The sequence below is a fragment of the Streptomyces sp. NPDC047853 genome (assembly GCF_043204535.1).
Classification (GTDB): domain Bacteria; phylum Actinomycetota; class Actinomycetes; order Streptomycetales; family Streptomycetaceae; genus Streptomyces.
This window is the reverse complement of record NZ_JBIDCI010000001.1, coordinates 103,177-115,400: the sequence shown is the minus strand read 5'-3', so window position 1 is coordinate 115,400 and position 12,224 is coordinate 103,177. Positions and strand designations below refer to the sequence as shown.

At 71.4% G+C, this 12,224-nt stretch carries 11 protein-coding genes, 1 tRNA gene and 1 pseudogene; 2 read left to right on the top strand and 11 right to left on the bottom strand.

What is annotated here, in order from left to right:
• Positions 1–4: 4 nt before the first annotated feature.
• Both ACGF5T_RS00550 and ACGF5T_RS00545 read right to left on the bottom strand, forming a co-directional pair.
• Complete coding sequence (locus tag ACGF5T_RS00550) at positions 5–223, bottom strand: hypothetical protein (RefSeq protein ID WP_356609116.1); 219 nt, start codon at positions 221–223, stop codon at positions 5–7.
• Positions 224–344: 121 nt separating this feature from the next.
• Positions 345–426, bottom strand: a tRNA-Tyr gene (locus tag ACGF5T_RS00545).
• A gap of 234 nt (positions 427–660) precedes the next feature.
• Between ACGF5T_RS00545 and ACGF5T_RS00540 the strand changes: the two genes are divergently transcribed.
• Positions 661–1,149, top strand: a complete 489-nt coding sequence (locus tag ACGF5T_RS00540) for a YajQ family cyclic di-GMP-binding protein (protein ID WP_356609118.1) — start codon at positions 661–663, stop codon at positions 1,147–1,149.
• A 116-nt stretch (positions 1,150–1,265) separates the two neighbouring features.
• Here the strand turns inward: ACGF5T_RS00540 and ACGF5T_RS00535 are convergent, their stop codons facing one another.
• A complete protein-coding gene (locus ACGF5T_RS00535) occupies positions 1,266–1,532 on the bottom strand; it encodes a GlsB/YeaQ/YmgE family stress response membrane protein (protein ID WP_356609120.1) in 267 nt (88 codons plus the stop codon).
• Positions 1,533–1,669: 137 nt separating this feature from the next.
• Between ACGF5T_RS00535 and ACGF5T_RS00530 the strand changes: the two genes are divergently transcribed.
• Positions 1,670–2,914 (top strand): APC family permease, encoded by a 1,245-nt coding sequence (locus ACGF5T_RS00530; protein ID WP_356609122.1) that lies wholly within the window; start codon positions 1,670–1,672, stop codon positions 2,912–2,914.
• A gap of 377 nt (positions 2,915–3,291) precedes the next feature.
• Here ACGF5T_RS00530 and ACGF5T_RS00525 read toward each other — a convergent pair whose 3' ends face one another.
• From ACGF5T_RS00525 to ACGF5T_RS00490, 8 genes and pseudogenes are all read right to left on the bottom strand, one after another.
• Positions 3,292–3,708, bottom strand: coding sequence for a YccF domain-containing protein (locus tag ACGF5T_RS00525; RefSeq protein WP_356609124.1), 417 nt, complete (start codon positions 3,706–3,708; stop codon positions 3,292–3,294).
• The gene (gene htpX / locus ACGF5T_RS00520; RefSeq protein WP_366769156.1) at positions 3,705–4,568 is read right to left on the bottom strand and encodes a zinc metalloprotease HtpX; all 864 of its coding nucleotides are present in this window, start codon (positions 4,566–4,568) and stop codon (positions 3,705–3,707) included. The genes ACGF5T_RS00525 and htpX overlap by 4 nt, the downstream gene beginning before the upstream one ends.
• A gap of 255 nt (positions 4,569–4,823) precedes the next feature.
• Complete coding sequence (locus ACGF5T_RS00515) at positions 4,824–6,371, bottom strand: NADH-quinone oxidoreductase subunit N (protein ID WP_356609128.1); 1,548 nt, start codon at positions 6,369–6,371, stop codon at positions 4,824–4,826.
• A complete protein-coding gene (locus ACGF5T_RS00510) occupies positions 6,368–7,966 on the bottom strand; it encodes an NADH-quinone oxidoreductase subunit M (protein WP_356609130.1) in 1,599 nt (532 codons plus the stop codon). Before ACGF5T_RS00510 ends, ACGF5T_RS00515 begins: the two co-directional genes overlap by 4 nt.
• 6 nt (positions 7,967–7,972) lie before the next feature.
• Positions 7,973–9,967, bottom strand: coding sequence for an NADH-quinone oxidoreductase subunit L (locus tag ACGF5T_RS00505; protein WP_366769155.1), 1,995 nt, complete (start codon positions 9,965–9,967; stop codon positions 7,973–7,975).
• The gene (nuoK, locus tag ACGF5T_RS00500; RefSeq protein WP_366769153.1) at positions 9,964–10,356 is read right to left on the bottom strand and encodes an NADH-quinone oxidoreductase subunit NuoK; all 393 of its coding nucleotides are present in this window, start codon (positions 10,354–10,356) and stop codon (positions 9,964–9,966) included. Before nuoK ends, ACGF5T_RS00505 begins: the two co-directional genes overlap by 4 nt.
• Complete coding sequence (locus tag ACGF5T_RS00495) at positions 10,356–11,183, bottom strand: NADH-quinone oxidoreductase subunit J (protein ID WP_366769151.1); 828 nt, start codon at positions 11,181–11,183, stop codon at positions 10,356–10,358. The genes nuoK and ACGF5T_RS00495 overlap by 1 nt, the downstream gene beginning before the upstream one ends.
• 509 nt (positions 11,184–11,692) lie before the next feature.
• A pseudogene (locus tag ACGF5T_RS00490) lies at positions 11,693–12,223 on the bottom strand (NuoI/complex I 23 kDa subunit family protein); the annotation flags it as partial.
• Between the last annotated feature and the right edge of the window lies 1 nt (position 12,224).

Sequence of the window (12,224 nt, the reverse complement as noted above, 5' to 3'; positions counted from 1 at the left end):
AGCGTCAGAACAGGGGCAGCTGTCCGGGGAAGTCGGGGACGACGTACCCGTCCAGGGAGGGTTGCACCGCGCCCAGTTGCGCCGGTCGGCGTGAGCCGGGGCAGGAGACGAGTTCGCCGCTCCCGCGCGCGCCGGACGGGTCGTGACGAGCGTACCGCCCCGCGACGACGGCGATCTCGCGGCGGCACTCGGGGCAGACTCTTCGACGGGAGGGCGAGGCCATGGCACCAGTCTGCCCGGAGACACCGTCCGCCCGGAACGCACTCGCGCTTTCGGCCCCGGACATGACGAAGGACCCCGTGACCTGCTGTTCGGACAGGTCACGGGGTCCTTGCGTTCCCGTGTGGCGGCGCCAGGATTCGAACCTGGGAAGGCTGAGCCGGCAGATTTACAGTCTGCTCCCTTTGGCCGCTCGGGCACACCGCCGGGGTTCGCTGCCCTTCGAACCGCCTTGCGGCGGCGCTCCGTGGCAACGACGTAAACAATACCCGATGTGGAGGGGTGCTTCGCCACCCGATTGATCGCCACCCGGGGGACGGCGGGTGGCTAGTCTTGTCCGGATGCGGCCGAGGGCCCCCGCGGGCCCGGCGGTCGCCGACGTATGCCGGTACGGACCCGATACGCGGCCCGACACGCACCAGATACAAGGAGCCACAGGACATGGCCGACTCCAGTTTCGACATCGTCTCGAAGGTCGAGCGGCAGGAGGTCGACAACGCCCTCAACCAGGCCGCCAAGGAGCTCTCGCAGCGCTACGACTTCAAGGGTGTGGGCGCCTCGATCTCCTGGTCCGGGGAGAAGATCCTCATGGAGGCCAACTCCGAGGACCGGGTGAACGCCGTCCTCGACGTCTTCCAGTCCAAGCTGGTCAAGCGCGGCATCTCGCTGAAGGCGCTGGACGCGGGCGAGCCCCAGCTCTCCGGCAAGGACTACAAGATCTTCGCGTCGATCGAGGAGGGCATTTCCCAGGAGAACGCGAAGAAGGTCGCCAAGCTCATCCGCGACGAGGGTCCCAAGGGCGTGAAGGCCCAGGTGCAGGGTGAGGAGCTGCGGGTCTCCTCCAAGAGCCGGGACGACCTGCAGACCGTGATCGCCCTGCTGAAGAACCAGGACTTCGACTTCGCGCTGCAGTTCGTGAACTACCGGTGATCCACCGGTGACCTGCTGATCCGACGCAGCACGACGGGCAAGGTCCCGTTCGACGGGGAAGGGCGGGCGCCCGCGGGTGCCCGCCCTTCGCGTCGGCCGGGTGCCGTACCTGGTCGTCAGTCGCGCGAGTTGCCGAACAGGAGCCGGTAGGCGATCAGAAGCACCAGGGAACCGCCGATCGCCGCCGCCCACGTGGCACCGTCGTAGAAGTCCTTGCTGACCGGGTGGTCGAGCCAACGGGCCGATATCCACCCGCCGATGAACGCACCCGCGATGCCGATGAGGGTCGTGCCGACGAGCCCTCCCGGATCACGGCCCGGCAGCAGGAACTTGGCGACAGCCCCGGCCAGCAGTCCCAGGATGATCCAACTCAAGATCGTCATGCCGTGCACCTGCCCGTTCGCCCGGTACCCACGTGGTCCCGTCCGGCGGGCCGGTCTCCGCGGGTGTTCATGTCTTCCTGGTCAGGGGGACGTTCCGATCACTCCTGGTGGTTGCGTCGATCAGTAGGGTGCGACGCATGACACCTGCCGGTCCTGAGCTGCGGCGCACCCTGGGCGTGGGCGACGCCGTGTTCGTGGGACTCGGTTCGATGATCGGCGCCGGCGTCTTCGTGGCCCTCGCACCCGCGGCCCGCGCGGCCGGGTCGGGGCTCCTGCTCGGCCTCGCGGTGGCCGCCGTCGTCGCCTACTGCAACGCCACCTCCTCGGCACGGCTCGCCGCTCGCCACCCGGCCTCGGGCGGCACCTACGTCTACGGGCGTGAGCAGCTCGGGGAGTTCTGGGGGTACCTCGCGGGCTGGTCGTTCATCGTGGGCAAGACGGCCTCCTGTGCTGCCATGGCGCTCACCGTGGGCATGTACGTCTGGCCGGAGCAGGCGCACTCGGTGGCGGTCGCGGCCGTGGCACTGCTGACCGCGGTGAACTACGGCGGGATCCAGAAGTCGGCCCGTGTGACGCGGGTGATCGTGGCAGTGGTGCTGGTGGTCCTCGCCTCCGTGGTGGTGGTGTGTCTCGGGTCGGGCCGGGCCGACGCCGGTCGGCTGGACGTCGGGGTGTCGGGCGGCATCCTCCAGGCGGCCGGTCTGCTGTTCTTCGCCTTCGCGGGATACGCGCGCATCGCGACGCTCGCCGAGGAGGTCCGGGACCCGGAGCGCACCATCCCGCGCGCGATCCCGCTGGCCCTGGGCATCACGCTGATCGTGTACGGCTGTGTGGCGGTGGGTGTGCTCTCCGTGCTGGGTCCGGGCGGCCTCGGAGAGGCGACGGCGCCGCTGGCGGACGCCGTGCGGGAGGCAGGTCTGCCGGGGCTGGCTCCGGTCGTGCGGGTGGGCGCCGCCGTGGCCGCGCTGGGCTCCCTCCTGGCGCTGATCCTCGGCGTCTCACGGACGACGCTGGCCATGGCCCGGGACCGGCACCTGCCCGGAGCGCTGGCCGCGGTGCACCCTCGTTCCCGGGTACCGCACCGCGCGGAGCTGGCCGTGGGAGCGGTGGTCGGGATCCTCGCCGCCACGGTGGACGTGCGCAGTGCCATCGGCTTCTCCTCCTTCGGTGTGCTGGCGTACTACGCGGTGGCCAACGCCTCGGCCTGGACGCTCGACACGTCGCGGGCGTCGCGGGTGGTGCCGGCGCTGGGTCTCGTCGGATGCCTGGTGCTCGCCTTCTCCCTTCCGGCGGATTCGGTGATCGTGGGCGGAGGTGTGCTGGCCGCGGGCGCGGTGGCGTACGGGGGCACGCGGGGGCGAAGGGGGAGGGTCCCGCGGTAGACGCCGGCGGGGGTGCCTCGGCCGGGCGCCGGGGCTCGCGGCAGGCGTTCGCGCTACCGGACGTCCGGCGTTCCGTGGGTGGTGGACGCCGACGGCGTGGTCGGGTCCGCCCCCACCCCAGGTCCGTGGCCGTGCGTATGCGGAAGCCGGTCCCCCGGCGCCGGCTTCAGGCCCTCGTTCGGCCTTCTCGTATCCCGCCACGTGCCGTGGGCCCGGGGGCGGGGAGGGAACTCCGTCCCCAGGAGAGGGCGTTGCCCGGGTCGGTGGCCACTTGTGCGGAGGGCTGCTCGTTCTCGGTCATGCATTCATGGTGCAGGTCGCCGCTGACAGCCGGGCGAGCCTGTGGACAACCCCGCGGTTGTGGACAACGGCGGTTTCTACCAGCCGGTCCGCTGCGTGGTGCCGGTGGCCGTGAACGGCTGGTCCGTGCGCACGATCTCGCGTCCCAGCGGGAGCAGGGAGACCGGGATCAGCTTGAAGTTGGCGACGCCGAGCGGGATCCCGATGATGGTCACGCACAGGGCGATACCGGTGACGATGTGGCCGATGGCGAGCCACCAGCCCGCCAGGACCAGCCACAGGACGTTGCCGATGCACGAGGGCGCCCCCGCGTCGCGGCGCTCGACCGCCGTGTACCCGAAGGGCCACAGGGCGTAGACGCCGATGCGGAAGGCCGCGATGCCGAACGGGATGCCGATGATCGTCACGCAGAGCAGGAGCCCCGCGACCAGGTAGGCGAGGAACAGCCAGAAGCCGCTGAGGACGAGCCAAATGACGTTGAGGATGGTCTTCACTGCTGTCGACCTGCCATCTTTTCGAGTCGGGCGATCCGCTCCGCCATCGGCGGATGAGTGGAGAACATTTTCGAGACCCCCTGCCCCGGGCGGAACGGGTTGGCGATCATCATGTGGCTGGCGGTCTCGATCCGGGGCTCGGGGGGCAGCGGCAGCTGCTTCGTGCCCGTCTCGAGCTTGCGCAGGGCGCCCGCGAGGGCCATGGGGTCGCCGGTCAGCTGGGCGCCGGACGCGTCGGCCTCGAACTCCCTGGAGCGGCTGATCGCCAGTTGGATGACGGTGGCGGCGAGCGGACCGAGGATCATGATGAGGAGCATGCCCAGCAGACCCGGCCCGTCATCGTCGTTGGACCGGCCGACGGGGATCAGCCAGGCGAAGTTGACCAGGAACATGATCACGGAGGCCAGGGCGCCGGCGACGGACGAGATCAGGATGTCGCGGTTGTAGACGTGGCTCAGCTCGTGGCCGATGACACCGCGCAGCTCTCGCTCGTCGAGCAGACGCAGGATGCCCTCGGTGCAGCACACGGCCGCGTTGCGCGGGTTGCGACCGGTCGCGAAGGCGTTCGGTGCCTCCGTCGGCGAGATGTACAGGCGGGGCATGGGCTGGCGGGCCTGGGTGGAGAGCTCGCGGACCATCCGGTAGAGCCCGGGGGCCTCGAACTCGCTCACCGGACGGGCACGCATCGCGCGCAGAGCGAGCTTGTCGCTGTTCCAGTACGCGTACGCGTTCGTGCCCAGGGCGACGAGTACGGCGACGACGAGCCCTGCTCGGCCGAAGAAGCTGCCGATGACAATGATGAGCGCCGACAGTCCCCCGAGGAGTACTGCCGTCCTGAGCCCGTTGTGCCGGCGGTGCACGGTGCGCCCTCCAAGTGGTGCAGCAGGGGAACCCTTTGCTTGCAGGTGTCGCTCGCTGTGGTTGCTTCCTGGACTCCGATGCCACCGGTGCGTGGCATCACGTCCAGTGGACCCTTCCGTACTGGTCAACGCCAGGCGAGGACCGCCAGTTCCCCGGCCCTCACCGCGGCGCGCGGGTCCATGCGGGTGACGGCCGCAGCGGACACCGCGCGCCGCGGCGGGTACCGCACGCGCGCGTACTGGAAGCCGCCCCGCTCAGAAGAGGCCGGTGTCGGCGAAGCGCAGGATCAGCTGGGGCGCTCCCGAGAGGGCGACCGCCAGGAGCGCGGTCACGGTGAGCGCGGCCGTGATGGGCGCGGGGACGCGATGCCTCACCGTCGCGTCCTCGGGCGTCCGGAACAGCAGGGCCGTCCATTGGAGGTAGTAGTACAGCGCGATGACGACGTTGGCCGCCATGACGACGGCCAGCCAGCCGAGCCCGGCGTCGACGGCTGCCGAGAAGACCGTGACCTTGGCGAAGAGGCCGATGATGCCGGGCGGCAGCCCGGCGAGGCACAGCAGGAAGAACGCCAGGAGCAGGGCGGTCAGCGGGTGGGAGGCGTACAGGCCCCGGTAGTCGGCGACGCGGTTGCGGGGCCGCGTACGGCCGACGAGCACGGCGACCGCGAAGGCGCCGAGGTTCACCGCGGCGTACATGAGGGCGTAGGCGACGGTGGAGCCGATCGCCCGCTCGGGCTCGTCCGAGTATCCGGCGGCGGCGATCGGGACCAGCAGGTAGCCGGCCTGGCCGACGGACGACCAGGCGAGCAGGCGAACCGCGCTGTACGCGCGCGTGGTCCGCTGGCGGAGGGCTCCCGCGTTGCCGACCGTCATGGTGAGGGCGGCCAGCGCCGCCAGGGCCGGCCCCCAGACGTCCGCGTAGGACGGGAGGGCGATGACCGTGACGAGGATCAGGCCGGAGAAGCCGACCGCCTTGCCGACCACGGAGAGGTAGGCCGCGATCGGCAGGGGTGCGCCCACGTAGGTGTCGGGCACCCAGAAGTGGAAGGGCACGGCGGCCGTCTTGAAGGCGAAGCCGACGAGGGTGAGGACGACGCCGGTCTGCGCGAGGGTGGTGAGCTGCCCGTCGACGTGTGTGATCCGTTCGGCCACCTGGGTGAGGTAGAGGGTGCCGGTCGAGGCGTACACGAAGCTGATGCCCATGAGGCTGACCGCGGTCGCGGTGACCGAGGACAGGAAGAACTTCAGGGCCGCTTCGGAGGAGCGCCGGTCTCCCTGGCGCAGGCCCACGAGGGCGAAGGCGGGCAGGGAGGCGACCTCCAGGGCGACGATGAGGGTCGCGAGGTCGCGGGAGGCGGGCAGGAGGGCGGCGCCGGCCGCGGAGGAGAGCAGCAGGAACCAGAACTCGCCCTCTGGGAGTCCGCGGTCGGCGTCCTTCAGGGCGGTGACCGACAGCAGGGCGGCCAGGAGGGCGCCGCCGAGGACCAGGAACTGGAGGGCGAGGGTGAAGGTGTCGGCCGTGTAGCTGCAGACGTCGGCGTCGCCGGTCAGGCAGAACGTCGAGCGGTCGCCGTTCACCAGGGGCAGCAGCATGAGCGCGGCGGCGGCGAGCCCGGCGACCGACATCCAGCCGAGCAGCGGCTTGCGGGTGTCCTTGACGAACAGGTCGGTCACGAGGACGACGAGCCCCACGACCGCGGCGATGGTGGGCGGCGCGATGGCGAGCCAGTCGACGGACTGGACGAGGCTCTGGGCCGGTGCCTGCGAGAGGACCTGGGCGAGGGACTGGGCCGGGGAGCTCATCGGGTGCCTCCTGAGAGGAGCTGCTGCACGGCCGGGTCGGTGAGGCCGAGAAGGGTCCTGGGCCACAGCCCGGCGACGACGGTGAGGGCGACGAGTGGTGTCCAGGCGGCGAACTCGTACGTGCGCACGTCGGTGAGGGCCGGGGCTTCCCGCGGTACGGCGCCCATGCAGACACGGCGGACCACGATCAGCATGTACGCGGCGGTCAACAGCGTGCCGAAGGCGGCGACGGCCATGAAGGTGAGGAAGGCGGGGCGGCTGAGGCCCTCGTGGGGATCGAAGGCGCCGAAGAGCGCCAGCATCTCGCCCCAGAACCCGGCGAGGCCCGGCAGGCCGAGCGAGGCGACCGCGGCGAAGGCGAGCAGGCCGCCGAGGCGCGGCGCCCTGCCGTACAGGGCGGCTCCGGTCTCCTCGGCGAGGGTGTCGAGATCGGTGGTGCCGGTGCGGTCCTTGAGCCCGCCGACCACGAAGAAGAGCAGGCCGGTGATGAGGCCGTGGGCGATGTTGGCGAACAGGGCGCCGTTCACGCCGGTCGGGGTCATGGTCGCGATGCCGAGCAGGACGAAGCCCATGTGGCCGACGGAGGAGTAGGCGATGAGGCGTTTGAGGTCGCCCTTCGCGCCCCGCTTGACCAGGGCCAGACAGGCCAGGGAGCCGTAGATGATGCCGACGACGGCGAGGGCGGCGAGGTAGGGCGCGAAGGTCTCGAAGCCGTCCGGCGCGACCGGGAGGAGGATACGGACGAACCCGTACGTACCCATCTTCAGCAGGACGCCGGCCAGCAGGACCGAGCCGACCGTCGGGGCGGCGGTGTGGGCGTCGGGCAGCCAGCTGTGCAGAGGCCACATCGGGGTCTTCACCGCGAGCCCGATCCCGATCGCCAGAACGGCGATGACCTGCACGGATGCGGTCAGCGACCGGCCGTTGTCAGTGGCGAGTGCCACCATGTCGAATGTGCCCGCCGTGAGTCCGATCAGGAGCAGGCCGAGCAGCATGACGACGGAGCCGAGGAGGGTGTACAGGATGAACTTCCAGGCCGCCGCGGCCCGTCCCTCGCCGCCCCAGCGGGCGATGAGGAAGTACATCGGGATGAGGACCATCTCGAAGGCGAGGAAGAACAGGATCAGGTCGAGAACGGCGAAGGTCGCGAGGGTGCCGGACTCGAGGACGAGCAGCAGCGCGACGAAGGCCTTGGGGCTCGGGCCCGGGGCTCGTTGTGTCAGCCGCTCGTTCCGCTGCCTGAAGTAGGAGTAGAGCGCGCAGAGGAAGGTCAGCAGCGCGGTCAGCACCAGCAGGGGGAGGGAGATGCCGTCGATGCCGAGGTGGATGCGCACGTCGAGTGCGGGGATCCAGCTGATGTCCGTGCTGGCCTGCATCTTCGAGGGATGGTCGTGGTCGAAGCCGAGCACGAGGACGATCACGGCGAGAAGGATGACGCCGGTGACGGTGACGCCGTGCCGCAGCACGGCCTGCTCGGGTGACTTCCCCTTCAGCCCGGGCGGGGCCGGGAGCAGAGCGGCGGCGGCGCCGATCAGCGGGCCGACGACGATCAACGCGAGAAGGAACTGCATCAGGGACTCGTTGATATCGATCACGCCTGCTCACGCTCCCGTGGCGACGAGGACGGCGGCGACCGCGAGGACGACGGTGCCGGCGAGCAGCGCGCTCACATAGGTCTGCACATTGCCGGTCTGGGCCCGGCGGACGGCGGTGCCGAGCCAGCGGGGCAGGGCGCCCGCCCCGCGTACGTAGGTGTCGACCACCTCGCGGTCCAGGAACCGGACGAGGCTCGCACCTGCCTGCACCGGCCGGACGAAGAGCGCGGTGTACACCGCGTCCAGGTGGAAGCCGACGGCCGCGTGCCGGTGAAGGGGGCCCAGCAGGAGCCGTCCCGGGTCCGAGGGGTCGGGGGCGTACGCGATGTCTCCGTAGGCGGGCTCGTGGCTGGCGATGGCCTCTGCCTCCACGCGGGCGGCGTCGCCCTCCGGGTGCGCCGCGACCGCCCCCAGCGGCGGGCGGTCGGCGAACGCCGCGGTGTGGCGCCAGACGGCGTAGGTGACGATGCCGCCGACCAGGGCCACACCCGTACCGAGCACGGAGGTGGTGAGCGTCGGGGTGAGGTCCTGGCCGTCGAACCAGTCGGGCAGCAGACGGAAGGCGAGCCCGCCGAGGGCGAGCGAGGGGAGGGCGAGGACCCAGAGCACGGCGTTCATGGCGAGCGGCTGTCTGCCGTGGTCGGGGGCTTCGGCGCCCCGGCCGCGGAAGGCCAGCAGCCACAGGCGCGTCGCGTAGGCGGCGGTCAGCAGGGCCGTGACGAGACCGGCGACGAGGACGGTCCAGCCCGCGGCGCCGGGCGCGTGTTCGGTGTGACCGGTGGCGACGTGCTCCGCGGCGACGAGGACGGACTCCTTGGAGAAGAAGCCGCTGAAGGGCGGGATCGCGGAGAGTGCGAGCAGCGCCACGGTCATCGTCCAGTAGGCGTCAGGGACGCGGTCGCGCAGACCCCGCATGCGGGACATGGCGGCCAGCGAGTTGGTGCCGGCGGCGTGGATGATCACGCCGGCGGCGAGGAACAGCAGCGCCTTGAAGGCGCCGTGCGAGATGAGGTGGAAGACGGCGGCACCGCGGTCGCCGGCGGCGAGGGCGCCGGTCATGTAGCCGAGCTGTCCGATGGTCGAGTAGGCGAGGACGCGTTTGATGTCGTCCTGGGCGAGCGCGGCGAGCGCCGAGCCGACCATCGTGACCGCGGCCATGACGGCGAGGACGATCATCGCGGCCCGCGAGGCCTCGAACAGGGGAAGGAGCCGGGCGACGAAGTAGACACCGGCGGCGACCATCGTCGCGGCGTGGATCAGCGCGGAGACGGGTGTCGGGCCCGCCATCGCGTCGGGGAGCCAGGTGTGCAGCGGGAACTGCGCCGACTTGCCCGCCACGCCGGCCAGCAGGAGGAGGGCGATCAGCGTCGGGTGGTCGAGGGAACCGCTCGCTACCGCGCCGAGGATCTCGGTGATGCGGAAGGAGCCGGCCTCGGTGGCCAGCGCCAGCAGGCCGATCAGGAAGGGGACGTCACCGAGCTTGGTGACCAGGAAGGCCTTGAGGGAGGCGGCTCGGGCCTCCGGGGTCTCCCAGTAGTGGCCGACCAGGAAGTACGAGCAGATGCCCATGATCTCCCAGCCGACCAGCAGCACCATCAGGTCGCCGGAGTAGACGACGAGGAACATGGCGGAGGTGAACAGGGAGACGAGAGCGGCGTACGAGGAGTAGCGCGGGTCGTCGCGCAGGTAGCCCGTGGAGTAGATCTGCACACAGGTGGCGACGCAGCCGACCAGGACGGCGACGAGGGCGGCGAAGCCGTCGATGTGCAGGGCGAGTTCGATGGGCACCGAACCCGTGGGCGTCAGTTCGGTGACGGCGTCCACGGGCTCGTCACCGCCCTGACGGGTGGCGACCAGGACGGCGAGGACGAGGGCCACCGCTGTCGGCAGGACGGCGAGCGGGCGGACGAATCCGGGTGCCGTACGGCCCAGCAGAAGGCCGACGGCTGCGCCCAGGAAGGGGAGGAGAGGGACGAGGACGGCGAGGGTGGTCGTGGTCACGCGGTGGCCTCAGCCTTCTCGGCGGCCGTCCCGGTCGCGGGGGAATCGGTGTCGGGACCGTCCGGCTCGTGTCCCTCCGCGGTGTCGCGGAGCTTGTCGATGTCCGAGGTGCCGCGGTTGCGGTGGACGGCGAGCACGATCGCCAGGCCGATGCCGATCTCGGCGGCCGCGATGGCGATCGTGAACAGGGTCAGGGCCTGGCCGGAGTGCAGGGTCTCCTCGGCGGTCCTGCTGAGCCAGACGTCGAAGGCGACGAGGTTGAGGTTGACGGCGTTGAGCATGAGCTCGACCGACATCAGGACCAGGATCGCGTTGCGGCGGGCGAGGACGCCGTACAGGCCCGTGCAGAACAGGAGGGCGGAGAGGACGGCGGGACAGGCGAGGTGCATCAGCGGTCACCGGCCTTGTCGGCACCGTTCGGCGTGGCGGTCGGCCGACCGGCCTCAGGGGTGCGGCCTGTCTCGGGGGCACTGTCCGGGTCGGCTGTGCGGCCGGGGTCGGATGTGCGGCCGAGGGCAGCCGTGGGGCTCGGGTCGGCTGCGGGGCGTGGGGCGGCTGTGCGGCCGGGGTCGGGCGTGGGGCTCGGGTCGGCTGTGCGGCTGAGGTCGGTGGCGCGGCCGGGGTCGGTGGCGCGGTCCGCCTTCGCCTTGCGGGACAGGACGATGGCGCCGACGAGCGCGGTGAGGAGGAGGACGGAGAGGGCCTCGAAGGGGAGGACCCAGTTCTGGAAGAGGCTCGCTCCGGTCACGGCGGTGGAACCGGCGGCCGGGCCGTCCAGGTCGATCCAGGTCGTGCGGAAGGCGTCGACGACGACCCACACCAGGGCAGCGGCGGCGGCCAGGGCCACGGTGAGGGCGGCCCAGCGGTTGCCTGAGTCGGCGTCCGGGGAGCGGCCGATGGGCGCCCTGGTGAGCATCAGACCGAACAGGATGAGGACGACGACGGCACCGACGTAGATGAGGACCTGCACCCAGGCGATGAACTCGGCGGTGAGCAGGAGGTACTCGACGGCGAGGCCGCCGAGGGCCACCACCAGCCACAGGGCGGCGTGGACGAGCTGCCGGGTGGTGACGGTGACGACGGCTGCGCCGAGGGTGACCAGGCCGACGAGGAGGAAGGCGATCTCGACGCCGGTCGGGGAGAGGAAGCCGTGGGATTCGGCTGCCAGGGTCGTGGGATGCACGGCGAGGTGGCCGGCGGTCGCGGCGGGCGTCATCCCCGGTCCTCCTGTTCCGGCTGGTCGGGTCGGCGGGTCTTGTCCCGGCGGTCGGGCTGGTCGGGCCGGTCGGGCTCGTCCCCCCGGTCGGGCTGGTCGGGCTCGTCCCGCTGGTCCGGCCCGGGCCGGCCCGTCCTCGGCCGGCCCGGCTGCGGCCTGGGCCGACCCGGCTGCGGCTGGTGCGGGCCGGGCTGGTTCGTCTGCTGGTCCGGACGCGGTCCGGGCTCGTTCGGCCTCGGTTGGTCCGTTTGCTGCTTGGAGTCGCCCATCGGGCGGGTGGGCTGCTCCGCTGCGCGGGCCTGCTCGTCGGCGTGCCGTTCGGTGGCCCCGGGCGTCTCCCGCGAGGCCTCCGGCTGCTGGGCCGCCTGGCGGGGCGTCTCCGGCGCGGATGACTCCTGCCGGGAAGCCTCCTGCCGGGGAGCCTCCTGCGGGGGCGCCTCCTGCGGGGGCGCCTCCTGCCGGGGTGCCTTCCGCGGGGGCGTCTCCTGCGGGGGAGCCTCCTGGGGAGGTGCCTCCTGTTGCGCGGACAGTTTGTCGGCGGTCTTGCGGGCGGCGGCGAGTTCCTTCGGTTCCTCCGCGCCGGGGTCGAGGACGGGCGGGGCCGGGACCGTCCACATCCACTCGCGGAGCTTGTCGCGCTCGTGGGTGAGGTCGCGGATGTCGGTCTCGGAGTACTCGAACTCCGGCGACCAGAACAGGGCGTCGAAAGGACACACCTCGATGCAGATACCGCAGTACATGCACAGGGAGAAGTCGATGGCGAAGCGGTCGAGGACGTTGCGGCTGCGGTCGCGCCCGCCGGGGGTCGCCGCCGGCACCGTCTCCTTGTGGGAGTCGATGTAGATGCACCAGTCGGGGCACTCGCGGGCGCACAGCATGCAGACCGTGCAGTTCTCCTCGAACAGACCGATCACACCGCGGGTTCGGGGCGGCAGTTCGGGCTGGGCGTCCGGGTACTGCTCGGTGACGGTCTTCTTCGTCATCGTGCGGAGGGTGACGGCCAGGCCCTTGGCCAGGCCGCTGCCGGGAAGGGGGGCCATG

Bases quoted from the DNA above. Each gene is read 5' to 3' on its own strand.
- ACGF5T_RS00550 (WP_356609116.1), bottom strand. From the start codon at position 223: ATGGCCTCGCCCTCCCGTCGAAGAGTCTGCCCCGAGTGCCGCCGCGAG.
- ACGF5T_RS00540 (WP_356609118.1), top strand. From the start codon at position 661: ATGGCCGACTCCAGTTTCGACATCGTCTCGAAGGTCGAGCGGCAGGAG.
- ACGF5T_RS00535 (WP_356609120.1), bottom strand. From the start codon at position 1,532: ATGACGATCTTGAGTTGGATCATCCTGGGACTGCTGGCCGGGGCTGTC.
- ACGF5T_RS00530 (WP_356609122.1), top strand. From the start codon at position 1,670: ATGACACCTGCCGGTCCTGAGCTGCGGCGCACCCTGGGCGTGGGCGAC.
- ACGF5T_RS00515 (WP_356609128.1), bottom strand. From the start codon at position 6,371: ATGAGCTCCCCGGCCCAGTCCCTCGCCCAGGTCCTCTCGCAGGCACCG.
- nuoK (WP_366769153.1), bottom strand. From the start codon at position 10,356: ATGCACCTCGCCTGTCCCGCCGTCCTCTCCGCCCTCCTGTTCTGCACG.
- ACGF5T_RS00495 (WP_366769151.1), bottom strand. From the start codon at position 11,183: ATGACGCCCGCCGCGACCGCCGGCCACCTCGCCGTGCATCCCACGACC.